Origin of the sequence: Formosa sp. S-31 (genome assembly GCF_051172795.1) — a bacterium.
Taxonomy (GTDB): domain Bacteria; phylum Bacteroidota; class Bacteroidia; order Flavobacteriales; family Flavobacteriaceae; genus Formosa.
Genome location: NZ_JAENDK010000004.1, coordinates 42,793 through 65,275 on the forward strand (window position 1 = coordinate 42,793; position 22,483 = coordinate 65,275).

Here is a 22,483-nt window from a genome sequence, read left to right on the forward strand (position 1 = left end):
ATGTATCAGTTAGAAGAAAAAATATGGTTTTGGGCATTGTGTATCATTCCGGCGCTGGTGGTAATCTTTTTGGTATTGCAACTCTGGAAGCGACATACGCAGAAAAAGTTTGCAGATAAAACCTTATTAAAACGCCTTAGCCCTAATAGGTCTTTGTTTAAATCGGTGCTAAAACTTGTAGTGCTTTGTTTGGCATTTGGCTGTTTGGCGATTGCATTGGTAAATCCGAAAATAGGGACCAAGTTGGAAACTGTAAAGCGCGAAGGAGTTGATATTGTATTTGCAGTAGACGTGTCTAAAAGTATGCTGGCCGAAGATATAGCGCCAAACCGTCTGGAAAAAGCCAAACAACTGGTCACTCAGATTATTAATAATCTGGCCAGTGACAGGATTGGAATTATTGCGTATGCAGGAAAAGCATTTCCGCAGTTGCCAATTACGACCGATTATGCGTCGGCTAAAATGTTCCTTCAAAACATGAATACAGATATGTTGTCTTCGCAGGGAACCGCAATTAACGAAGCGATTAATCTGGCAAAAACCTATTATGATGATGTCGATCAGACCAATCGGGTGTTAATTATTATTTCCGACGGAGAAGATCACAGCGAAGTTGCTGCTAGTGTGGCAGAGGAAGCCGCAGAAGAAGGTATTCGAATTTTTACTATAGGTGTAGGAGATGTAAAGGGAGGCCCTATTCCGGAAAAACGAAACGGCATTGTTATGAACTATAAAAAGGATAGCAATGGAGAAACTGTTATTACCAGACTTAATGAAGAGACACTTAAAAATATAGCACAGGAAGCCAACGGGGTTTACATTAACGGAAGAAATACTGCCGATGTGGTAGATGAAATTCGGGAAATTCTAAACGGCATGGATAAAAAAGAGTTCGAGGCAAAGCAGTTTGCCGACTTTAAAGATCAGTTTCAATGGTTTTTAGCACTGGCTATTTTCTTCCTGTTTATAGATATATTCTTGTTAGATCGTAAAACAGCTTGGTTAAAGCGGTTAAACTTATTTAACGAAAACTTATGATAGAAAAAGCTAAAAAATTAGTAATATTCGGTGATTTTGGATTATTTGTTATGAAAAAGATAGTGTTACTAATGGTCACATTATGCTCTGTGTTTTCTTTTGCCCAGGATAACGACGAACAAATACAAAAGGCAAAAAGAATAGCGAATAACTTTGTTTATGAAGGAAATGAAGACCTTAAAAGCGAAGATTATATTGAAGCCGAAATGGCTTACAGAAAGGCTATTTCTGAGGAGCAGAGCAATATTTCCGGAATCTATAATTTGGGAACCTCTTATTTTAAAAAGGGGAATTATGACGAAGCTTTATTTCGCCTGGAGGAAGCCGCTGTAAAATCTACAGATAAGGCCGAAAAGCATAAAGCTTATCATAATATGGGTAATATTTTAATGCAGAATAAAAAATGTAAAGAAGCTGTAGAGGCATACAAGAATGCGTTAAGAAACGACCCTACCGACGAGGAGACACGTTATAATTTTGGTCTGGCTAAGGAGTGTGAAGAGCAACAAAAGCAGGACAATCAAAATAACGAAGACGATAATCAGGAACAGAATAAAGATCAGAATCAGGATAATAAAGACGAGAATAAGGATCAAAAAGATCAGGATAACCAGGATCAGAACAAGGAGGACGACGGTGATAAAAAAGATCAGGATCAAAAAGATGGTGATCAGGACGAGAAAGAAGACGGTAAGCCTAAGGATGATAAACAGGATCAGGGACAGGGCGATAAAGATAAAAAGGAACAGCCTCAGCAACCTAAGCCACAGCAAGGGCAAATGTCTCCGCAACAAATTAAGAATTTGTTAGAAGCTATGAATAATCAGGAGCAGAAGGTTCAGGAAAAAATGAATGCTGAAAAGACCAAAGGCGTACAAATACAAACAGATAAAGATTGGTAATTTATATTGCGTATAAAAATTAAGATGAAAGGGATTAAGTATATTTCAATAGTTTTATTTCTGCTGTTTTCGAGTCTGGGCCTTGCGCAGGTTAAATTCGAAGCAAAATTAAGTAAGACCAAATTGGGTATTAATGAGCGCTTGCGTGTCGATTTTGAAATGAATAAAGATGGCGATAATTTTAATCCGCCTAACTTTTCAAATTTCGCGGTTGTAGGCGGTCCAAATCAGTCTGTAAGTAAATCGTGGGTTAATGGTGTGTCTCAGTTTTCTAAAACCTACACTTATTTTTTAGCACCAAAAAGTCAGGGGAAATTTACCATTAACCAGGCGACTATAGAAGTCGATGGTCAGGTGTATAAAACTACTCCCGTGGCGGTAACCGTTACTAAGGCTGTAGATAAACCAAAAGATGGCAATAATGCCGATTATGTAGCCTCTGAAAATATTCATTTGGTGGCCGAAGTCTCAAAGGCTAATCCGTATTTAAACGAAGCCATTACCGTGGTATATAAGTTGTATGTGTCTCCTAATACAGGAGTGAGTAACTGGAGAGAAATTGATAATCCGCGCTATAATGATTTCTGGAGCCAGAACATAGATATTAAAGGTTTAAAGGTTCAGAATGGTGACTATAAAGGCGAATCCTATCGTTATGTGGTGTTGCGTAAAACCGTATTATATCCGCAAAAAACAGGTAAGTTAAAAATAGAGCCATTGAGTCTGGATATTACAGTTGATGTGCCAACAAACAGACGTGATATTTTTGGTGGACGTTTAATGACTCAGGTACACAAAACCGTTTCTGCCGGCGAGCGGGTAATAAATGTAAAACCATTACCAGAGCAAGGAAAACCTATTGATTTTACAGGTGCAGTAGGTAATTTTGATTTTAAGGTAACAACCTCTAAAAACGAATTAAAGGCTTCGGAGTCTTTAGATTTAAAGGTTGAGGTTTCCGGAAATGGAAATTTGAAGTTATTCGAATTGCCAAAAGTTAACCTTCCAAGTTCTTTGGAGGTTTACGAACCGGAGCACAACGAGAATGTGCAGACTTCACTCGCAGGGATGCAGGGGCGTATTTCCGATAATTATACTGTTGTACCTCAGTTTAAAGGGAAATATCCGATTCCAAGTATTACTTTTTCGTATTTCGATGTAAAAACCGAAAGTTATAAGCGCATTTCATCCGATGAAATAGTAGTAAATGTATTTCAGGGGCCAAACAACCTGCCTGCTGATAAAAGCCCTACCATAGTAAATAATGGGAAGCAACCTGTGGTTTTAAATAGCGATCATTTTGCCTTTGTGAAGACACAGGCCAATTTACAACCGGTAACGCACGAAGATTTCTTTAAATCTAATTTGTTCTGGGGGTCACTTCTAGCTCCGCTTTTAGCCATACCCTTAGCTATGGTATTCAGAAAACAAAAAGCAGTTCGCGATGCCGATGTGGTGGGAACAAAACTTAGAAAGGCAGATAAACTTGCTAAAAAATATTTAAGTGAAGCTAAAAAAGCTTTAGGAAATAAGGAGGCTTTTTATGTGGCTTTAGAGAAAGCATTGCATAACTACTTAAAAGGAAAGTTGAATATTGAAACCAGTGAGTTTAGTAAAGATAAAATAAGCGAATTACTGCAGTCTAAACAGGTGGAAACTGAAGTTGTAAATGAGTTTAGCAGTTTGTTACAAAGTTGTGAACTGGCACGTTATACGCCTTCTACCAATGTGGCTATGAAACAGGATTTAGATAAAGCAGCAAAAACCATTTCTTTAATCGATAAACAAATTTCTTAGGTTAAGATGAAATCGTTAATTTATATACTAGCACTTTTAATAGGAAGTCTAACTTTTGCTCAGAACGAAAATTTGTTTGAGCAGGGAAATACCCTTTATAATAACAAAAAATATGCCGAGGCCATAGATAAATATCAGGCCATTTTAGATACCGGTATGCACTCTTCCGAATTGTATTTTAATTTGGGTAATGCGCACTATAAGTTAAACCATATAGCGCCCAGTATTTATTATTATGAAAAAGCTTTATTGTTAAATCCTAAGGATAAGGATATACAAAATAATATGGCTTATGCTAAAAATATGACGATAGATGCTATAGATGAGGTACCCGAAGTTGGGATTTCTAAAATAGTAAATTCAATTACAAACATTATGACTTATAACGGATGGGCCGTAATGTCGGTGCTTCTGTTTGTACTGTTTGTCTTATTGTTTTTAACCTATTATTTCGCAGAATATACGGTTCGAAAGCGTATGGCATTTACGGCAAGTTTCTTCGCAATTGGCTCCGGGCTTATCACTTTAATGCTGGCGTTTCGTAGCTATAGCTTAGATAAGAAAACTAATCCGGCCATAGTATTTGCTCAGGAGAGTCAGGTTAAAAGTGAACCTAATTTAAGTAGTCAGGAGCTCTTTATTCTTCATGAAGGGACAAAAGTTAATATTCTGGATACCGTTAATAACTGGAAGCGCATTAAACTTGCTGATGGTAAAACGGGCTGGATTTCCAGTGAGGATATTAAAAAGATTTGAGTTTTTTAAAGTTAATATTTTAAAAAATTAAGGCTAAAACCGTATTTTTGGTAAAATGCTAAATATGGTTTCATGGCAAAGCTGATTTTTACATACTTCATGTTTTTAGTCTTTGCAGTATTTATTACTACACCCACGGTAATATCTATTGTAGACGACAGCTATGATATTTCTACCTTCTATAAAAATGTAAATGAAGAAGAGAATCACAAAAATGAAGTGCTTAAAAATCTGGAATTGAAATTCCTGGATCAGGCCATATATCAAAATTTACTGGTGATAAAAGATGATATAGAGCATACATCGTTTTATCAGAACACTTATACTTCACGAAGTCTCGATCTGCAATACCCGCCACCGGAATTACACATAATATAACACGTTTTTTAGCTTGATGGTTTAAAATAGTTGTCAGGCTTATGGTAGTATTTAAAAATTTAAAACAGGTTTTATTATGTTTAAAACGATAAAAAAAGATTTACCGGCAAGTATTGTCGTGTTTTTTGTGGCCTTACCATTATGTCTTGGTATTGCTCTGGCCAGTGGAGCTCCCTTGTTTTCAGGGGTAATTGCTGGTATTATTGGCGGAATTGTAGTTGGCGCTTTAAGTGGATCTAAAATAGGAGTAAGTGGTCCTGCGGCAGGTCTGGCAGCTATAGTATTAACTGCTATAGGGACCTTAGGAGGGTATCAGAATTTCCTTGTAGCTGTTGTACTGGGCGGTGTTATTCAGTTAGCATTAGGGTTTTTAAAAGCTGGAGTCATTGGGTATTATTTTCCCTCCTCAGTCATTAAAGGGATGTTAACCGGAATTGGTATCATTATTATTCTTAAACAAATTCCGCATTTTTTTGGATATGATGCCGAGCCGGAGGGTGCTGATAGTTTTCTGGAAGTTTCCGGAGAAAATTCCTTTTCATCTATATTTCATATTTTCGACCATATCACAATGGGGTCAATGGTAATTGGCTTTGTGGGTTTAGCTATTATTTTGCTATGGGATAATGTTCTGGCTAAAAAGGCAAAAATATTTACGCTGATTCAAGGACCATTGGTAGCAGTGGTTTTAGGTATTTTGTTTTTTATTTTAACGCAGTCAAACAGTGTACTTGGTATTTCCCAGTCACACTTGGTAAGTGTACCAATTCCAGATGATGTCGACTCGTTTTTAGGTCAGTTTACCTTTCCTAATTTCGGGGCCATAACGAATCCGGAAATCTGGATTACCGCCTTTACTATAGCTCTTGTTGCCAGTTTAGAGACTTTATTGTGTGTAGAAGCTACAGATAAAATTGATCCTAATAAAAATGTAACACCAACAAATCGTGAGCTGTTGGCACAAGGTACAGGTAATATACTATCCGGATTAGTGGGAGGATTACCGATTACTCAGGTTATTGTTAGAAGTTCTGCAAATATTCAGTCAGGAGCGATTAGTAAAATGTCAGCTATAATACATGGTATTCTGTTATTGATTTCTGTCGTGTTAATTCCACGTTTATTAAATATGATTCCTTTGTCTGTGTTAGCGGCAATATTACTGGTAGTTGGCTACAAATTAGCCAAGCCAAAGTTGTTCAAAGAAATGTATAAAATGGGTTGGAAACAATGGTTGCCGTTTATAGTAACGGTGCTGGGTATAGTGTTTACCGATTTATTAAAAGGTATAAGCCTTGGACTTCTGGTGGGTATTGTGGTTATTCTTTTAAAGAGTTATCAAAATTCTCATTTCCTTCATATTGAAGATAAAAGTAATGGGAAGCATCAGATAAAAATGACCTTAGCCGAGGAAGTAACTTTTTTTAATAAAGGAGCTATTTTGAAAGAACTGGATAGTCTGCCAAGAGATACATATCTGGAACTAAATCTTATTAATACACGGTATTTGGATCATGACATTATTGAAATTTTGGAGGATTTTGCCGTAAAGGCCAAGGAACGCCATATTGATGTAAAACTGGTGTCTAAACGTGGAGTTGTTGAGAATCCCGATAGTTATGTTAAGTTTTTTAAAGAACGTCCTAAATCGAAATTAAGTTTGAGTTAATGGTAAATTATTGATAATGAACGGAAAAATGTTAAAAAGCATGGCCTGATTTATTAAAAATCCAAATAAACTAAAGTATTTTTATTAATTTAATAAATTAGCTTGTGTATAAAAAGATTTAGTTAAAATAGTATTGAAATAACTCATGAGGGCCTTGTTTACCCATATTAAGGGCGATGCATTCGGAGGTATAACAGCAGGAATTGTTGCTCTACCTTTAGCCCTTGCTTTTGGAGTTTCTTCAGGTTTAGGGCCTAGTGCAGGATTGTACGGGGCTATTTTTTTAAGTTTTTTTGCGTCGCTTTTCGGTGGCACAAATACTCAAATTTCCGGACCTACAGCTCCTATGACAGCTGTTAGTATGGTAATAATTGCCGGTTTAATTACAGCTAACGATGGTGATGTTAATAAGGCATTACCTTTAATTTTAAGCGTTTTTATTCTCGCAGGACTCATTCAGATAGGTTTGGGTTTTTTAGGGTTGGGTGTGTATATAAAATATATTCCGTATCCAGTGGTTTCAGGGTTCATGACTGCTATTGGTTTAATAATCTTAATTACACAAATACTTCCGGTTTTAGGATATTACCCAAAGGAAGATGAGGCCTATGTTAACCAGTTTAAGCCGTATGCTGAAGAAGCTATTTTAGAACAAATTTTACTTGAAGAATCGGGCGAAGGTATTTTGGTTTTAGAAGATTTTACAGAAACCGTAAAACGTGCGAAAAATGTAACTTCTGAAGAAATTTTAAAGCAATCAAAAACCTTGGCTGGGAATAAATCTTCCGGCGTGATAGGCACATTAAACGTATTGCCAAGGGCTGTAAAATCCATAAGTTGGCTGGAACTAAGTCTGGCCTTAGGGACCATTATAATTATTTATGGTTTTAAACGAATTACAAAGGCTGTACCCAGTACTTTGGTAGCCTTAATGGTAATGTCGGGTTTGGCGGTTTTTCTTGGTTTAGATTATAGACCTATAGAGCAGATTCCAACAGGTTTGCCTATTCCGCATTTAGAAGTGCTTACGGGGTTTAGCATAGGACATATTACGCCTTATATTTTTACCGCGCTAACCTTAGCGTTATTAGGGGCAATAGATTCTTTATTGACTAGTCTGGTGGCTGATAACCTCACAAGAACGAAACATAACCCAAATAAGGAATTGGTAGGACAAGGGATAGGGAATACGCTTGGCGGATTATTTGGAGGTATTCCGGGTGCCGGGGCAACCATTAGAACTGTGGTCAATATTAAATCGGGAGGAAAGACCAGATTATCGGGAATGATTGCCGGTTTGGTGTTATTGCTCATATTACTTGCCTTAGGTCCGATTGCATCTAAAATTCCGGCTGCGGTATTAGCAGGAATACTGGTGACGGTAGGGATTGGGGTAATGGATTATAAGGGATTAAAAGCCATTCCAAGTTTACCAAAAGATATAACTTTGGGACCAGTTAAACTAAGTTCGGAGGTTCTTATCATGTTTATAGTGTTACTACTGTCTACATTCTGGAATTTAGTATATGCTGTAGGTATTGGTTTAATTATAGCCTCTTTGTTGTTTATGAAACGTATTGGAGAATTAACGGCAAGACGATCGACAGTTAAATCTTTGTCGCAAGAGAAATATTGGTACGATGCCTTAAATACTCAGGAAAAATATAAGGAAGACATTTTTGTTAAGCATATAAACGGGCCATTGTTTTTTGGTTCAACCAGCGATTTTCAGAGTTTAATTAAAGATATTCCCGAACGAGCCAGAGTTGTGGTTATACGGTTTGGGCGTATGCAGTATTTAGATCAATCCGGTTTATATGCCTTAGAAGATACGCTTGTCGATTTAGAACAACGCAATAAGATTGTCGTATTTGTAGGCTTGCTAAAGCAGCCAAAAAATATGATGAAAAGAAGTGGTTTAATTCCTGAAATAATTCCTGAAGAGCTTATCTTTAGGGATTTTAAAACATGCTTATTCTGGATAAATAATAATATAAAGGAAACAAACTAAAAGTTATAATTATGAAATTAAAACAGGTTTTTAAAAACAACGAAGATTGGATTAAAAATAAACTGGATCAGGATCCGAAGTATTTTGAAAATATTGGTAAAGGACAAAGTCCGGAATTTTTATATATAGGGTGTTCCGACAGCCGTGTGGATGCAGAAGGTTTAATGGGCTTGGAATTAGGAGACGTATTTGTACATCGTAATATTGCCAATATGGTTCCTAATACCGATTTAAATGTGATGTCGGTTGTAAATTATGCGGTTGAGCATTTAAAAGTGAATCACGTGGTAGTTTGCGGACATTACGGTTGCGGTGGTGTTAAAGCGGCGATGCAGTCTCAGGATCTTGGTATTTTAAATCCATGGTTGAGAAACATCAGAGATGTTTATCGTATTCATGCCAAAGAACTGGATAAGATCGATGATGAAGACAAAAGATATAATCGTTTAATAGAATTAAACGTTCAGGAACAATGTGTTAATCTTATAAAAACGGCAGAGGTGCAAAAGGCAATTCGTACACGAGGCGTTAAGGTACACGGCTGGGTTTTCGATATATTTTCAGGAAAATTAATCGATTTAAAAATAGATTTCGATGCCATTTTAAAGAACATCAGAGAGATTTATCATTTAGATTAAAAGAAAAATGCCACTCAAAAGAGTGGCATTTTTTTGCTAATTGTGTAAAAAAATAAAATGAAACGTTATTGTAACAGGCTATAAACAAATTGCGGATAGCCACGTTCACCAGCTTCGTTGGTTAGGGCTAAAAATTTCAATTTATATAAGTTACCATCGGTATCATTTACGATATAAAAAAGATTCTCTTTTAAAGAAGGCTCTGTACTTGGTCCACCTCCATTTCTCCAGCTGCTTCCAATACCGCGTTGGTCATCACTAAAGTTATTCATGTCTACATCGGCTAGAATAAAGTTGTCATAAGTTAACTCGGTGTTTTCGGCACTGTCTATCATATAAATTTTTGCATTTGCATTTAAGTTATTCACAACGAAATCGGAATAACCATAAGCACCATAACCTGGGATTTCATTAGTAAATACAGAGAACTTTAAATCCCAGTCCATTTTTGCAGGTTCAACACTTGTTTCAGTATTAGAATTAAAACTGAAGAACGTAAAGTTGTAATCACTGTTTTTAGAAATGCTTACTTCTTCATGACTTGTAGCATCTAAATCGGCATACTGTAACAGGTAGTTTTCATCGCGTTTAAGAATTCTTATTTTTTTCCAGCCTCTGCTTTCACCATTAATGGCGACACTTCCTGTGGCAGGAGTTTCTGTCCCAACAGCAAATCCAAGATTTACTAAATACACATGGTTTTCTGCATCAGTTTCAGAAATTTCTGCAATGGCGGTTTTACTTAAATTGCCATCTGGAGCATCTATAAACGCAGCGCTTTCTGCCTGAAAAGTTCCTACAGCCACTCTTTGTTGTAAATCCTGTACTTCTGTTGAGTTTTTGTTTACAGCGTCTATATCTGTAGTTGTTAATTGTGCTGTAGCCATGTAAATGGATCCGTTGATAATTACTCTGTGTTCAGAGCCGGAATAAAATCCTAAGTCCCAGGAATCGCGTTGTACAGTAGTGCTTGTATTTGTGCTTAAATCAATATAGACTTGATTTTGTTGGTTAGGGCCTCCTACTTCCGGAGTAACGTTGGCCCCTTCTATAACAATGTCAATAGGTCCTGATGGTGAATCGTCTTCACTACATCCTGTAAAAGCAAGTACAGTAATACTTAGCATTATAGATAAAAATCTTTTAGTCATAATTTTAATGTTTAAAAGTTTGGTTTATATAATAGTTTTAAATAGAATGAACGGCCATAACCCAGTAACAGGTTACTGTTGTTTGTGCTATGCGTGCCCTGGCTGTTAGGGCTGCTAGTTGTTACATTAGTAACATCAAATAGGTTTCGTGCGCCAATGGTAATCTGGGTTGAGTTTTGAAAAAATGATTTTCTGATAGAAACATCCATCCAGCTGTATGCGTCTGTGGTCGCTTTTTCAAATAAAGCATTGCCGTTATCGTCGGTGCCTGAGGCGATATAATTTTGTTGTTTACCGTTGTATTTTAAAAGCAAAGCACATACAGTATTCCACTTTTTTATATTATAGGTACTACTTGTATTGAGCTGAAATGAATATAAAAAGTCATTTTCGGCATTGACTTCGTTATTGGTAATTCTGGAAATGCCTTGTACTGTAGCCCCCAGATTAAATGCCCACGGACCTTTTTTAATACTGTTTTCTGAAGTAAGTCCCCAAAGTTTATAAGCATCAATATTGATGTATTGGTATTTTAGTGGCAAGGTGTTTACTATAGCCAGATCAATTTTATCATTTACATTCAGATAACTTAGCTTTAGAGTGTTTTGTAAAGCAATGCTTTTTACCCAACTGTACTTTTTAAGGTTTATAAAGGCAGAATACCCTTTTTCGGGTTTCAGGTTTTCGTTACCCCTAACATCGTGATTAGAGTCAACGAAATAATAATACAGCTCTTCAAAATTAGGAGTACGATAAGAGGTTCCTAAATTGGCACGTAATTCAAATCCATGACTCATGGAATATCTGGCGCTTAAAGTCCCTAAAGTTTTAGAATGGAACATGGAATTGTATTCATATCTAATGCCCGGGCGTATCGAAATTCTTTCGGATAATTTAATTTCTGAAGATCCGAATATGGCGATATTACTTTGCGATTTGGTTTTATCTAATTGTGTAATGCTCCCAGAAGCCTGAGTGTCGAAACCTTCGATATAACGTGTTTCGTAACCTAATTGAAAATCAAAATAATCCTGTTTTATAAGGTCGTTAATAGTGCCTTTGGAGAATAAAACTTGACTGGATTGGTAAGTTTCTTTAGTTTCATTGGTTTTGTCTCGCGTAAGGATATAGTAGTTAAAGGCGTTAAGATTTCGTTTTTGGTTTTGGTAAGATAATGAAGCCGTATAGTGCGCTCCGGTTTTAAAATGGCCATCAATGTTTAAATTGTTTACAAATCGGTTGGTTGTATATATTTTATCGCTGGCCGAAGGATTACTAGTCTGAGAAGTTACGTCGATATTGGGCCTAACGGTGGCATCGAAATAATTAATTAGCTCATTAAAGAATTCGAACTTATAGAATATGTTTAAGTTGTCCGACTGATAATTGATTAATGCATTCGAATTTAATTGTGTTTTAGGCAGCCAGTCATAGCCTCTTAAACCATCATTCTGGTAATGGTCTTTTCCTAATTTGTTATTATAGAATCCGGCAAATTGATTGCGATTAACGCCTAGTTTAGCAGACCATTTAGTGTTAAAGTTATGAGCCAGATTTAAGGCCTGTATGTGGCGACCTTCATTAAACCAGGCGTATTCATCACTTACGGTTTCTTCCTGGACAGAAGCCTGAACGTTCCAGATATTATCGTGTTTCTTTTTGGTTATAATATTAATGACTCCCGAAACGGCATTCGCTCCGTAGTCAACACCCATAGCTCCTTCAACAATTTCAACACGTTCTACGTCGTCTAAGTTAATTGTAGTCAAGTCGATATTATTGCCTAAACCATTACCGCTAACCATAGGAATATTGTCTATGAGGATGTTAAAATATTGGCCGTCCAGACCAAAGAAGGAAATAGTGGATCTTCCGGTTTGTGAATTTGGGATTACGGTAAGGTTAAGGTTAAAATTTAGAACATCTGCTAAATTATTAGCTGCCTGATTTTCAATTTTCTCCCTGTTAATAACTGTGACGTTGTGGATGGATTTTTTTATGGATTGCGGGTTGTATTGCCCTGTAATTACGACTTCATCCAGTTGTACTAAATTAAGAGAGTCTTTTAAATCAGATTGTGCCTTCACTGAAATGGCGGTAATCAGGTTTAAAAAAAGTATAATATTATTTTTATTTAGACTCATTCTTATTTAGATTTGCAGGCAAATATATATTTTTATTTTAATTCAATCTAAATAAGAATTAATATTTTTGTAGTACTTTTATAATCTTAAAAACAAACCATTTTATGAAACACAGCTTTATTCTAGGATTAGTAGCTTTAATGTTTGCTGGTCAGGCAGAAGCTCAAAGCAAAAAGAAACAAGATCAGGACGCCATTAAGAACATGTGTGGCTGTTATGAAGTGAATTTTAATTTTGCAGAAACGTTTAATTATGTAAAAGACTCTGCATATGTGCCATCTGAGGTAAAGCATGACAGAGGATTGGAATGGGTAGAGCTGGTTGAAGATTCTAAAGATAAAATTGCCTTACAACACCTTTTAATTGTTGGTGATGCTGCGCATCCGCACATTGTAAAACACTGGAGACAGGACTGGGAGTACGAAAACACGGATTTGTATTTGTATAACGGTGATAATGTTTGGAACTATGTAAATCTTCCGAAAAGTGAAGTTAAAGGACAATGGTCGCAAAAAGTATTTCAGGTAGACGATAGTCCGCGTTACGAAGGATCTGCATCCTGGGTACACGTAGATGGGAAAAGTTACTGGGAAAATACAACAACGGCCCCACTGCCGCGTCGCGAATATACACAACGTAGCGATTATAATGTAACGGTTCGACGCAACCGTCAGGAAATAACAAAAACGGGATGGATTCACGATCAGGATAACGACAAAGTAGTGCGTGAAACAGGTAAGGACGATGTGTTAGTGGCTCAGGAAAAAGGGTATAATACGTACAAAAAAGTAGAAGATGCTAAGTGTAAAGCAGCTCAGGATTACTGGACTAAAACAAGTGCTAAATGGGCTTTGGTTCGAGCAAAATGGGATGAGGTTTTTGCGAGAGACACTAATTTAAATTTAGAAGAAAAAGTAGATAATAAACAACTGTATAAGTATTTGTTTTCTGAAGATGCTTATCAGGATGAGGCAGCCATAAATGAGGTAATCGAATCTTTTGTAAAAAAATAATATGAAAAATTTAAGTTTCAAAAAAGGTGTGTTAGGCGCCTTTTTAAGTGTTGGATTGTTCGCTCAGGCGCAACAGTCCAACGTGTTTTTAGAACGCGATTTCTGGAAATCCAATCCTTCTGTAGAGGTAGTAAAAGAAAAAATTAAAGCTGGGAATGATCCTACTGAGCGTAATTCGGCCAGTTTCGATCCGGTAACTTTGGCTATTTTACAGGGGCTTCCAGATGAGACTATAGAATATCTTATCACCCAAAAAGGGAACGATGTTAATAAATTAACTCACGACGGCCGTACCTATATATTTTGGGCAGCGAATAAAGGGAAGGTCGAGCTTATGGAGTATTTATTAGAAAGAGGAGCAAAAACAGATCTATTGGATAACCATGGCTTTACGGTTTTAAATTTTGCCGCTGCAACCGGTCAGAGTAATACCAAAGTTTACGATTTATGCCTGGAAAACGGAGCAAATTTACAATCAGATTTAGATCATCACGGGGCTAATGCTTTGTTACTGGTTTCGCAACGGGCTAAGGATTTCAATACCATCTATTATTTTGTATCTAAAGGCTTAGATATTAACGGTAAGGATGCCGAAGGCAATGGTATATTTCATTATGTGGCAAAGTCTGGTAATATAGATATGCTAAATCAACTTATTGAAAAGGGAATAGACTATAATTACAAAAATAACGAAGGAGGAAACGCCATGATGTTTGCCAGTATGGGTGGTCGTGGTACTTCAAACGGATTAGAGTTATTTAAGTTTTTAGAAAGTAAAGGTATAAGTCCTAATGTAACTACAAGTACAGGCGAAACGCCGTTACATGCTTTAGGGGGCAAAAGTAAAGATGCCGAAATTATAAATTACTTTATAGCAAAAGGTGTTGATGTTAATCAGGCCGACCAGAATGGAAATACCGCTTTTTTAAATGCAGCTTCAAGAAACACTTTAGATATAGTGAAGCTATTAGCTAAGGAGGTGAAAACTATTAATGCAACTAATAAAAAAGGAGAATCTGCCTTGGCTTTAGCGGTACAGAATAATTCAGCTGCAGTCGTTACCTATTTAATTAACAATGGAGCGGATGTAAATGTTTTAGATGCTGAAGGAAACAACCTAATCGCTTATTTAATTCAGGGATATTCAGAAAGGAATAGTAATGAGTTCAAGCAAAAATTGGAATTATTAAAGCAGAAAGGGTTAGATGTTTCTAAACCTCAGAATAACGGCAATACAGTTTACCATTTAGCGCTGGATAAAAACAGTTTGGATTTATTGAAGCAGTTAGCGCCTTATGGAGTAAATGTTAATGCTAAGAATAAGGACGGCATGACAGCTTTATTAAAAGCATCTATGTCGGCAACAGACGATGTAATTCTAAAGTATTTAATAGGTGTTGGAGCTGATAAATCGATAACTACAGATTTCGACGAGACAGCCTTTGATCTGGCTAATGAAAATGAACTTTTAAAGGCCAATAAGATTAATATTAATTTCTTAAAATAGTACGCATGAAGAAATTTTCAATTATAAAGACTTTTAGTGCGTTGGCACTTGTAATATTTACCTTATATTCATTTAAACCGGTAAGCCCTGCAACCAAATACAAATGTATGGTACAGATGACGAATTATACCGGCGAAGGCGCTTATGTAGTCATTTCGTTAATTAATCCAAATGGGGAATACGAAAAAACCTTGTATGTGCAAGGAGACGATAGCGAGTGGTATAACGATATAACCTCGTGGTGGAAGTTTTACGGAAAAAAACGAAATAACATAGATGCAATTACCGGAGCAACGGTTGCTGGTGGACAACGCAGTATTAATGTTATTGAGATTGAAGATGCTAAAATAAATGCGGGGTATAGCATTCGTTTTGAATCCTCGGTTGAAGATCAGGAATATTACGAACAGGATGTTCAGTTTGAGTTAACTTCTGAAAGCGTAAAAAGTAAAGTTGAAGGGAAAGGATTTATACGTTATGTACGTATGATACCAAATTAAATAGTTTTACTACATGACAATTTCAATATGGAGATATAGCCACTTAGCGTTGGCTGTATCTTCTTTTGTTTTTATAGTACTGGCCGCTTTAACGGGGGTAATTCTGGCGTTCGAACCTATTTCGAACCAGGTTCAACCTTATAAAGCAGAGCGTTTTGATGATATTTATTTAGGTGAAACACTTACGAAGTTAAAGCAGGTATATCCGGAAGTTTTAGAACTTAAAGTTGATGTAAATTCGTTTGTTTCGGCATCTGTAATTACTAATGAGGGAGATGCTGACCAATTTTACATCAATCCCAGAACGGGAGAAAAGCTGGGAGCATTAATAGAGAAAACGCCTTTTTTTAATTGGGCAACAAATTTTCACAGATCATTATTCCTGAAGACTATAGGACGAATTTTTGTGGGAATAACGTCTTTTTTATTGTTGGTTATAGCACTTACCGGGACCGTGTTAATTTTAAAACGACAACGTGGTATAAAGCAGTTTTTTAAGACAATAGTAAACGAGAATTTTGCTCAGTATTATCATGTGGTATTAGGACGTTTGTCTCTTGTTCCTATTCTTATTATAACACTTACAGGAGTGTATTTGTCTCTCTATCGTTTTGAATTGTTGCCGAAAGAAACATTGAAGCACGACTTTAATTATGATGAAATTACAGATGAACCCCGTTTGGAATTAGGAGCACAGACAATCTTTAAAAATACCAGACTGGCAGAAGTGAGACAGGTGGAATTTCCGTTTTCAGAGGATGTTGAGGATTATTTTACACTTCAGTTGCAAGACCGGGAAGTATTAGTAAATCAATATACCGGTGCGATTTTAAGTGAATCCAAATATCCCTTTATAGCTTTGGCTTCGCGCTGGAGTATTAATTTGCATACCGGGCAAGGCAGTATTCTGTGGTCTTTAATTCTGGCTGTAGCCTGTGTCAATATTCTGTTTTTTGTGTATTCCGGTTTTGCAATGACCTTTAAACGCAGACGGGCCAAACTGAAAAATGCATTTAAAAAGGACGATTGTAAATTTGTTATTCTGGTAGGATCCGAAAACGGAAGTACATTACATTATGCCAATCAGTTGTATAAGCAATTAATTAAGCTGGGACAGAAAACCTTTATTGCAGAATTAAATGACTATTCAATCTACCATAAACTCGAGCATTTGGTGGTAATTACAGCAACTTATGGTGAAGGGGAGCCTCCGGAAAATGCCTCCAGATTTACCGAACTTTTTAAGGCAGTAAAAACAAATAAGGCTTTTAGTTTCTCAGTTGTGGGATTTGGTTCCTTAGCCTATCCTGATTTTTGTAAATATGCTTTTACTGTAAACGAAACGCTGCAAAATAGTGCAAATGCTTTACAACTTTTAGAGCCGTACACTATTCATGATAAATCTTTCGAAAGTTATACTAAATGGGTAAATGCCTGGTCTAAAAAAGTCGGGTTGTCTATTCAGTTGCCAGGGGATGCCATGCAGCGTAAAAAGAAAAAAAGAACATTTAAAATAGTAGCTAAAACTCAGGCAAAGGAAAACCCGGACGATACGTTCACGATGCAGTTAAAGCCTGTTTTAGGATTGGCAAGATTTCAGTCGGGCGATTTACTGGCGATACAACCTGAGGAAAACAGTGCGGAACGCTTATATTCGGTAGGAAAAGTTAATAACGATGTTTTTCTTAGTATTAAAAGACAGGAGTTAGGTTTATGCTCTAATTTTTTAAATCAGTTGCACGAAGGTGAAGGTTTGAAGGCAAGACTTGTTAAGAATAAGGAATTCAGGCTTCCAAAGTCAGCCAGGCAGGTTATAATGATTGCCAACGGGACAGGGATTGCACCTTTTCTTGGAATGATAGATCAGAATACTAATGGTAAAAATATGCAACTTTACTGGGGTGGCAGACAGGAGCGTTCCTTCAATATTTATAAACCGATAATAGAACACGCATTGAAAAATAAAAAACTGAATCGTCTGGAAATAGCCTATTCTAAAGAGGCTCATTTTAAGGTGTATGTTCAGGATTTACTGCAGAGAGATGCGAGTCAGGTGGCTGAAGTTTTAAGTGGTAAGGGGATAATAATGATTTGTGGTTCTATCGCTATGCAAAAAGGCGTGCTGTTAGTATTGGAAGAAATTTGTAACACACAATTAGATAAGTCTTTAAGCTATTATAAAAACAGAGGGCAGTTAAAATTAGATTGTTATTAACTATCCAGGATTTCGTCTTTTTTCTCTTCTAAATCTTCGCTAAAGGCAGGATATATGGATGTAAACAAAGATTTAACCGGTGTGTAAAGCATAGACTTTTCCATGTCTTCTTCGTCTACAAAAGGTATAGTGTTATTCATTTTATCAAAAATGTTTAATACTATACTTAATATCATGGCTATTTTTAATCCACCAAAAAGCGCTCCAAGTAATTTATTTACTATGCCAAGTGCTGCAAAATTAGCGAGTTTCGTAAAGGCTTTTCCTGCCAGGACTATCGCTAATACTATGACGATAAAGGTAATGGCAAAGGCAACAATATTAACATAATGTTCGTCCCAGTCTACCTTGTCTTCAAATAAAGATGCTGTAAAATTGCTGAAATGAATAGCACCGTAAACCCCGACAATAAGAGATAGAAGCGATGCAATTTCAACAAAAAGGCCGTTAAAAAATCCCTTAATAAGACCAAAAAGTAATAATACAGCGAGGATTATGTCTATTGTTGTCATAAGTAATAAGTTGGTGATTCAAATATAATATTAAAATTGGTACTCCTATATTTTAAGCATTGTTTAGCCCGTTTAATTTTTCTAATCTTTAACTTTGCGCCTTGAAATATTAATCTAAGAAGTAATGTCTAGAGACGAACAATTAAAAACACGTTGGGACGAGGTGGTTTCCAGATTATCGAATCAGTTTGCCGATGGCGATACTTTAGATCTTGATGCCATAATATATCTTATTGGGGTGCAGGAATTGGGGCAGTTCGACAGAAGATTTAAAAAAGATCATAAATTAGATTTAATGCATATTGCTATTTGTAAATTATTAACGCCATATGGTTATTACGAGTTTGATTTTGTAGATGATGATGGCTGGCCGCATTATACCGTAAAAGAACAATTGCCAAATTTAAAGGCGGGTGAGCAAAGTGTTTTAATGAAAGAAGCGATTGTAAATTATTTTCTGGAAACTGAATTTATAAAATAGTTCCATAGGAAATCGAAGCATTTTCAAAGCTATAATGTATTTAGAAAGGGAAGAGGTTCAGAACTTAAAGGTTTCTGATACTGAATCCCTTTTTGTGTTTATAATCAGTAAATTTGCTGGTTTAAACAGGGTAATTTTAACAGCTGTTCCTTATTTTTGTGTAAATAAAGCGTCGCAATGGAAGACATGTTATTTTACGACAGAATGCAGTTTGCATTCACGATTACCTTTCACTACCTGTTTCCGCAACTTACCATGGGTTTGTCCCTGATTATTGTGTATTTTAAGTGGAAATTCCTAAAAACTGAAATCCCGAAATATAATGATGCTGCAAAATTCTGGATGCGTATTTTTGCTTTGAATTTTGCTATGGGGGTGGTAACAGGAATTCCAATGGAATTTCAGTTTGGTACGAATTGGGCTAAATTTTCCGAATTAACAGGCGGTATTATAGGCCAGACTTTGGCCATGGAGGGGATGTTTTCCTTTTTTCTGGAATCTTCATTTTTAGGATTATTCCTTTTTGGCGAAAAACTATTAGGACATAAACTTCACTTTTTAACCGGATTTCTGGTGTTTCTGGGATCTTGGGCCAGTGGTTTTTTAATTATTGCTACACATTCCTGGATGCAAAATCCTGTAGGGTACGAAATTCTGGCAAATGGTAAATTTGTGCTTAATAATTTCGGAGCATTGTTTTCTAATCCCTGGTTATGGCCTTCCTATTTGCATAATCAGGCAGCGTCTATGGTTACCAGTTCATTTGTGGTGTCGGGCATTGGTGCATTGTATTTACTCAATAATAAATATGAAGAATTTGGTAAACTGTTTTTAAAAACCGGCATTACATTTGGTTTGGTATCTTCCATAATTGTTGCGGCACCAACTGGTGATCTGCTAGCTAAGAATGTTGTAAAACATCAGCCGGCTACTTTTGCGGCCATGGAAGGGATTTTTCATACCGAACCCGGAGGGTCAGAAATTGTTTTAATAGGCCAGCCGGATATGAAAAATAAAAAACTGGATAATAAAATTGCGGTGCCTAATGTGTTGAGTTTTTTAACTTATGGTAACTGGGATCAGGAAGTCAAAGGCCTTGAAGCATATCCGGAAGACGTGCATCCTACTAATATACCTATGTTGTATTATGCTTATCATATTATGGTAGGTTTAGGTACTGTGTTTATTGGCTTAATGATGATTTCTGCGTTTCAATTGATAAGAAGAAAACTATATTCCACACAGTGGATTTTGTGGGTTTTAATTTTTATTATGCCTTTTCCCTACATCGCCAATACGGCAGGCTGGTATACTTCGGAGTTAGGTAGACAACCCTGGTTGGTTTATAATTTATTACGCACAGCGTCTGGAGCGTCTCCCACAGTGTCCTCAGGAAACACCTTATTTACCCTGTTAGGCTTTATTGGTTTGTATGCGCTTTTAGGTTTACTATTTGCATTGTTAATTGGGAAAATAATTAGAAAAGGACCACATCCGAAAATACATTAAATATGGAGTTATTCTGGTACATTGTTTTGGTAATTATGCTTGCAGTTTATGTCGTATTGGATGGTTACGATTTTGGAGCGGGCATAGTACATTTGTTTTTTGCGAAAACAGAAAAAGATAAAAAGGCTGTAACGAATGCGATAGGTCCTTTTTGGGACGCGAATGAAGTCTGGTTAATTGCCGCTGGTGGCGTTTTGTTTTTTGCTTTCCCTACTTTGTACGCCTCTTCGTTTAGTGGATTTTATTTACCGTTAATAATGATTTTATGGCTGCTTATATTTCGGGCAATTGGCCTGGAGTTAAGGGGGCAAATACATAACAAACTATGGGAAAATGTCTGGGATAAGGCTTTTGGAATGGCGAGTCTGTTCTTGGCCTTGTTTTTTGGTATTGCGCTGGGGAATGTTGTGAGAGGTGTAAACCTGGGAATGGTAGAAAACGGTGTGTCTACCCAGGAAGCACACTATTTTTTTCTTCCATTATGGAACCCAACTTTTAGTCCGCATGCCGAACATCTGGGAATTATAGATTGGTTTACGTTGTTGCTGGGTATAATAAGTGTTGTGGCTTTAACTATTCACGGCGCTAACTGGATTATTTTTAAAACCAATTCAGGCATAAATGCAAAATTAAAATCGGTGGTGTTTAATCTAAACTTAGTGTTAGTGGTATTAGTAATTGTTTCTATTCTTATCTGGCATTTAATAGAGGCTAATCCGTTTAAAAATTTTATAGAACACCCCTTGCTTTGGTGTTTTCCATTAATAACATTTACAGGTTTGTTTGGCCATTTTAATGTGAAGCGCTTTAAAAAGGACGGTATTGGATTTTTGTTTTCAAGTCTGTTTTTAATAGGCGGGTTGGCGTCAACGGTGGCATCTATATTTCCTAATCTGTTACCGTCTACAAACAACATAAATCCCTCCTTAACTTTATACAATGTTGCGGCACATGAATATGGTTTGTCGGTAGGGATGTACTGGTTTTTTATAGCTGCAGTTCTTGTAATTGTATATTTCGTTATTCAGTACAGGGTATTCCGAGGGAAAATGGACGATGTTGGTTATGGCGAACATTGATAAGAGTTAGGTTTCTCATAGAGAATTTGAAAATAATTTCTTTACTTTGCGGTCGATTTAGAGACTGGATTTTTCATTGAAAACTGGCATTTAAAATCAGTAGGGGTTTCAAGATAAATCCTGCAATATTCAAATCTCACCAGGTGAGTAAAATGTGGACATCATGATAGACAAGATTAAAGAACTTATTGCTGAAGCTGAGGCGTTTAAAGCGCAATCTAAAGAAGAGGTTGAGGCGTTCCGAATTAAATATTTAGGGAAAAAGGGATTATTGAATGATTTCTTTGCTGAATTTAAAAATGTAGCAAACGATCAGAAAAAAGAATTTGGTCAGGCTATAAATCAGCTTAAAAATACAGCTCAGGAACGCGTAGATGCATTAAAGGCTGAATTAGAAAGTAAAGAAGAAGTTAAGGGTGTTTATGGTGATTTGTCCAGACCGGGAGAGCCTGTTTCTATTGGTGCTCGTCATCCAATATCTATAGTGAAAAATCAGATTATCGATATATTTTCTCGCATAGGGTTTAATGTAAGTGAAGGTCCGGAAATCGAAGACGACTGGCATAACTTTACGGCTTTAAATTTACCGGAATATCATCCGGCGCGCGATATGCAGGATACGTTTTTTATTCAGACGAATCCAGATGTATTGTTAAGAACACATACCAGTTCGGTACAGGTGCGTTATATGGAAAATAATAAACCACCGATCAGAACCATTTCTCCGGGAAGAGTTTACAGAAATGAAGCCATTTCTGCACGTTCACATTGTTTCTTCCATCAGGTGGAAGGCTTGTATATAGATAAGGATGTGAGCTTTGCCGATTTAAAGCAAACATTGCAATATTTTACGACCGAAATGTTCGGTAAATCTAAAATTCGTTTACGTCCGTCGTATTTCCCGTTTACAGAACCAAGTGCAGAAATTGATGTGTACTGGGGCTTGGAAACAGAGTCTGATTACCGTATTACCAAAGGAACTGGCTGGTTAGAAATTGGAGGTTGTGGAATGGTAGATCCTAATGTTTTAGAAAATTGTAAAATAGATTCTAAGGAGTATTCTGGTTTTGCCTTTGGTGTTGGTATCGATCGTATTGCTATGTTATTACACCAGATTAACGATATTCGTTTATTGAGTGAAAATGACGTGCGTTTCTTAGAGCAGTTTAAATCTACAATCTAA

The 22,483-nt window shown here is 36.5% G+C and carries 19 protein-coding genes; 16 read left to right on the plus strand and 3 right to left on the minus strand.

Going from position 1 to position 22,483, the window contains the following annotated elements:
- The 8 genes from I3217_RS05950 to I3217_RS05985 all read left to right on the plus strand — a co-directional run bounded on the left by I3217_RS05950 (position 1) and on the right by I3217_RS05985 (position 9,189).
- Positions 1–1,038: a vWA domain-containing protein gene (locus I3217_RS05950; protein WP_435048838.1), complete on the plus strand. Its 1,038-nt coding sequence runs from the start codon at positions 1–3 to the stop codon at positions 1,036–1,038.
- The gene (locus tag I3217_RS05955) at positions 1,035–1,940 is read left to right on the plus strand and encodes a tetratricopeptide repeat protein (protein ID WP_435048839.1); all 906 of its coding nucleotides are present in this window, start codon (positions 1,035–1,037) and stop codon (positions 1,938–1,940) included. Before I3217_RS05950 ends, I3217_RS05955 begins: the two co-directional genes overlap by 4 nt.
- 24 nt (positions 1,941–1,964) lie before the next feature.
- Positions 1,965–3,737 (plus strand): BatD family protein, encoded by a 1,773-nt coding sequence (locus tag I3217_RS05960; RefSeq protein WP_435048840.1) that lies wholly within the window; start codon positions 1,965–1,967, stop codon positions 3,735–3,737.
- Between the two features lie 6 nt (positions 3,738–3,743).
- Positions 3,744–4,493: a tetratricopeptide repeat protein gene (locus I3217_RS05965; RefSeq protein WP_435048841.1), complete on the plus strand. Its 750-nt coding sequence runs from the start codon at positions 3,744–3,746 to the stop codon at positions 4,491–4,493.
- Between the two features lie 72 nt (positions 4,494–4,565).
- Positions 4,566–4,871 carry a hypothetical protein gene (locus I3217_RS05970; protein ID WP_435048842.1) on the plus strand — a complete coding sequence of 102 codons (306 nt, stop codon included), beginning with the start codon at positions 4,566–4,568 and terminating at the stop codon, positions 4,869–4,871.
- A gap of 76 nt (positions 4,872–4,947) precedes the next feature.
- Complete coding sequence (locus I3217_RS05975; protein WP_435048843.1) at positions 4,948–6,540, plus strand: SulP family inorganic anion transporter; 1,593 nt, start codon at positions 4,948–4,950, stop codon at positions 6,538–6,540.
- Positions 6,541–6,685: 145 nt separating this feature from the next.
- Positions 6,686–8,551, plus strand: coding sequence for a SulP family inorganic anion transporter (locus I3217_RS05980; RefSeq protein WP_435048844.1), 1,866 nt, complete (start codon positions 6,686–6,688; stop codon positions 8,549–8,551).
- 11 nt (positions 8,552–8,562) lie between these two features.
- Positions 8,563–9,189 carry a carbonic anhydrase gene (locus tag I3217_RS05985; RefSeq protein ID WP_435048845.1) on the plus strand — a complete coding sequence of 209 codons (627 nt, stop codon included), beginning with the start codon at positions 8,563–8,565 and terminating at the stop codon, positions 9,187–9,189.
- Positions 9,190–9,254: 65 nt separating this feature from the next.
- Here the strand turns inward: I3217_RS05985 and I3217_RS05990 are convergent, their stop codons facing one another.
- Positions 9,255–10,340 (minus strand): HmuY family protein, encoded by a 1,086-nt coding sequence (locus tag I3217_RS05990; RefSeq protein ID WP_435048846.1) that lies wholly within the window; start codon positions 10,338–10,340, stop codon positions 9,255–9,257.
- 11 nt (positions 10,341–10,351) lie between these two features.
- Positions 10,352–12,484 carry a TonB-dependent receptor plug domain-containing protein gene (locus I3217_RS05995; protein WP_435048847.1) on the minus strand — a complete coding sequence of 711 codons (2,133 nt, stop codon included), beginning with the start codon at positions 12,482–12,484 and terminating at the stop codon, positions 10,352–10,354.
- A 104-nt stretch (positions 12,485–12,588) separates the two neighbouring features.
- Here I3217_RS05995 and I3217_RS06000 point away from each other — a divergent pair, with 104 nt between their 5' ends.
- From I3217_RS06000 to I3217_RS06015, 4 genes are read left to right on the plus strand one after another with little or no spacing between them, the layout of a single operon-like run.
- Positions 12,589–13,497 (plus strand): DUF6607 family protein, encoded by a 909-nt coding sequence (locus I3217_RS06000; protein ID WP_435048848.1) that lies wholly within the window; start codon positions 12,589–12,591, stop codon positions 13,495–13,497.
- A gap of 1 nt (position 13,498) precedes the next feature.
- Complete coding sequence (locus tag I3217_RS06005) at positions 13,499–15,004, plus strand: ankyrin repeat domain-containing protein (protein WP_435048849.1); 1,506 nt, start codon at positions 13,499–13,501, stop codon at positions 15,002–15,004.
- 5 nt (positions 15,005–15,009) lie between these two features.
- Entirely contained in the window at positions 15,010–15,504 is a 495-nt protein-coding gene (locus I3217_RS06010; protein ID WP_435048850.1) for a DUF2271 domain-containing protein, read from the plus strand.
- A 13-nt stretch (positions 15,505–15,517) separates the two neighbouring features.
- Complete coding sequence (locus tag I3217_RS06015; RefSeq protein ID WP_435048851.1) at positions 15,518–17,719, plus strand: PepSY domain-containing protein; 2,202 nt, start codon at positions 15,518–15,520, stop codon at positions 17,717–17,719.
- Here I3217_RS06015 and I3217_RS06020 read toward each other — a convergent pair.
- Entirely contained in the window at positions 17,716–18,231 is a 516-nt protein-coding gene (locus tag I3217_RS06020; protein WP_435048852.1) for a CvpA family protein, read from the minus strand. The two genes, I3217_RS06015 and I3217_RS06020, sit on opposite strands and share 4 nt — an antisense overlap.
- Before the next feature lie 124 nt (positions 18,232–18,355).
- Between I3217_RS06020 and I3217_RS06025 the strand changes: the two genes are divergently transcribed.
- From I3217_RS06025 to pheS, 4 genes are all read left to right on the plus strand, one after another.
- Entirely contained in the window at positions 18,356–18,712 is a 357-nt protein-coding gene (locus I3217_RS06025; protein WP_435048853.1) for a hypothetical protein, read from the plus strand.
- Positions 18,713–18,889: 177 nt separating this feature from the next.
- Positions 18,890–20,221, plus strand: a complete 1,332-nt coding sequence (locus tag I3217_RS06030; RefSeq protein ID WP_435048854.1) for a cytochrome ubiquinol oxidase subunit I — start codon at positions 18,890–18,892, stop codon at positions 20,219–20,221.
- Positions 20,222–20,223: 2 nt separating this feature from the next.
- Positions 20,224–21,300 carry a cytochrome d ubiquinol oxidase subunit II gene (gene cydB / locus I3217_RS06035; RefSeq protein WP_435048855.1) on the plus strand — a complete coding sequence of 359 codons (1,077 nt, stop codon included), beginning with the start codon at positions 20,224–20,226 and terminating at the stop codon, positions 21,298–21,300.
- A gap of 163 nt (positions 21,301–21,463) precedes the next feature.
- Positions 21,464–22,483 carry a phenylalanine--tRNA ligase subunit alpha gene (gene pheS / locus I3217_RS06040; RefSeq protein ID WP_435048856.1) on the plus strand — a complete coding sequence of 340 codons (1,020 nt, stop codon included), beginning with the start codon at positions 21,464–21,466 and terminating at the stop codon, positions 22,481–22,483.

What these genes read in the sequence shown, in the direction of transcription:
- I3217_RS05950 (WP_435048838.1), top strand. Translation starts at nt 1, where the DNA reads ATGTATCAGTTAGAAGAAAAAATATGGTTTTGGGCATTGTGTATCATT.
- I3217_RS05955 (WP_435048839.1), top strand. Translation starts at nt 1,035, where the DNA reads ATGATAGAAAAAGCTAAAAAATTAGTAATATTCGGTGATTTTGGATTA.
- I3217_RS05960 (WP_435048840.1), top strand. Translation starts at nt 1,965, where the DNA reads ATGAAAGGGATTAAGTATATTTCAATAGTTTTATTTCTGCTGTTTTCG.
- I3217_RS05965 (WP_435048841.1), top strand. Translation starts at nt 3,744, where the DNA reads ATGAAATCGTTAATTTATATACTAGCACTTTTAATAGGAAGTCTAACT.
- I3217_RS05970 (WP_435048842.1), top strand. Translation starts at nt 4,566, where the DNA reads ATGGCAAAGCTGATTTTTACATACTTCATGTTTTTAGTCTTTGCAGTA.
- I3217_RS05975 (WP_435048843.1), top strand. Translation starts at nt 4,948, where the DNA reads ATGTTTAAAACGATAAAAAAAGATTTACCGGCAAGTATTGTCGTGTTT.
- I3217_RS05980 (WP_435048844.1), top strand. Translation starts at nt 6,686, where the DNA reads ATGAGGGCCTTGTTTACCCATATTAAGGGCGATGCATTCGGAGGTATA.
- I3217_RS05985 (WP_435048845.1), top strand. Translation starts at nt 8,563, where the DNA reads ATGAAATTAAAACAGGTTTTTAAAAACAACGAAGATTGGATTAAAAAT.
- I3217_RS05990 (WP_435048846.1), bottom strand. Translation starts at nt 10,340, where the DNA reads ATGACTAAAAGATTTTTATCTATAATGCTAAGTATTACTGTACTTGCT.
- I3217_RS05995 (WP_435048847.1), bottom strand. Translation starts at nt 12,484, where the DNA reads ATGAGTCTAAATAAAAATAATATTATACTTTTTTTAAACCTGATTACC.
- I3217_RS06000 (WP_435048848.1), top strand. Translation starts at nt 12,589, where the DNA reads ATGAAACACAGCTTTATTCTAGGATTAGTAGCTTTAATGTTTGCTGGT.
- I3217_RS06005 (WP_435048849.1), top strand. Translation starts at nt 13,499, where the DNA reads ATGAAAAATTTAAGTTTCAAAAAAGGTGTGTTAGGCGCCTTTTTAAGT.
- I3217_RS06010 (WP_435048850.1), top strand. Translation starts at nt 15,010, where the DNA reads ATGAAGAAATTTTCAATTATAAAGACTTTTAGTGCGTTGGCACTTGTA.
- I3217_RS06015 (WP_435048851.1), top strand. Translation starts at nt 15,518, where the DNA reads ATGACAATTTCAATATGGAGATATAGCCACTTAGCGTTGGCTGTATCT.
- I3217_RS06020 (WP_435048852.1), bottom strand. Translation starts at nt 18,231, where the DNA reads ATGACAACAATAGACATAATCCTCGCTGTATTATTACTTTTTGGTCTT.
- I3217_RS06025 (WP_435048853.1), top strand. Translation starts at nt 18,356, where the DNA reads ATGTCTAGAGACGAACAATTAAAAACACGTTGGGACGAGGTGGTTTCC.
- I3217_RS06030 (WP_435048854.1), top strand. Translation starts at nt 18,890, where the DNA reads ATGGAAGACATGTTATTTTACGACAGAATGCAGTTTGCATTCACGATT.
- cydB (WP_435048855.1), top strand. Translation starts at nt 20,224, where the DNA reads ATGGAGTTATTCTGGTACATTGTTTTGGTAATTATGCTTGCAGTTTAT.
- pheS (WP_435048856.1), top strand. Translation starts at nt 21,464, where the DNA reads ATGATAGACAAGATTAAAGAACTTATTGCTGAAGCTGAGGCGTTTAAA.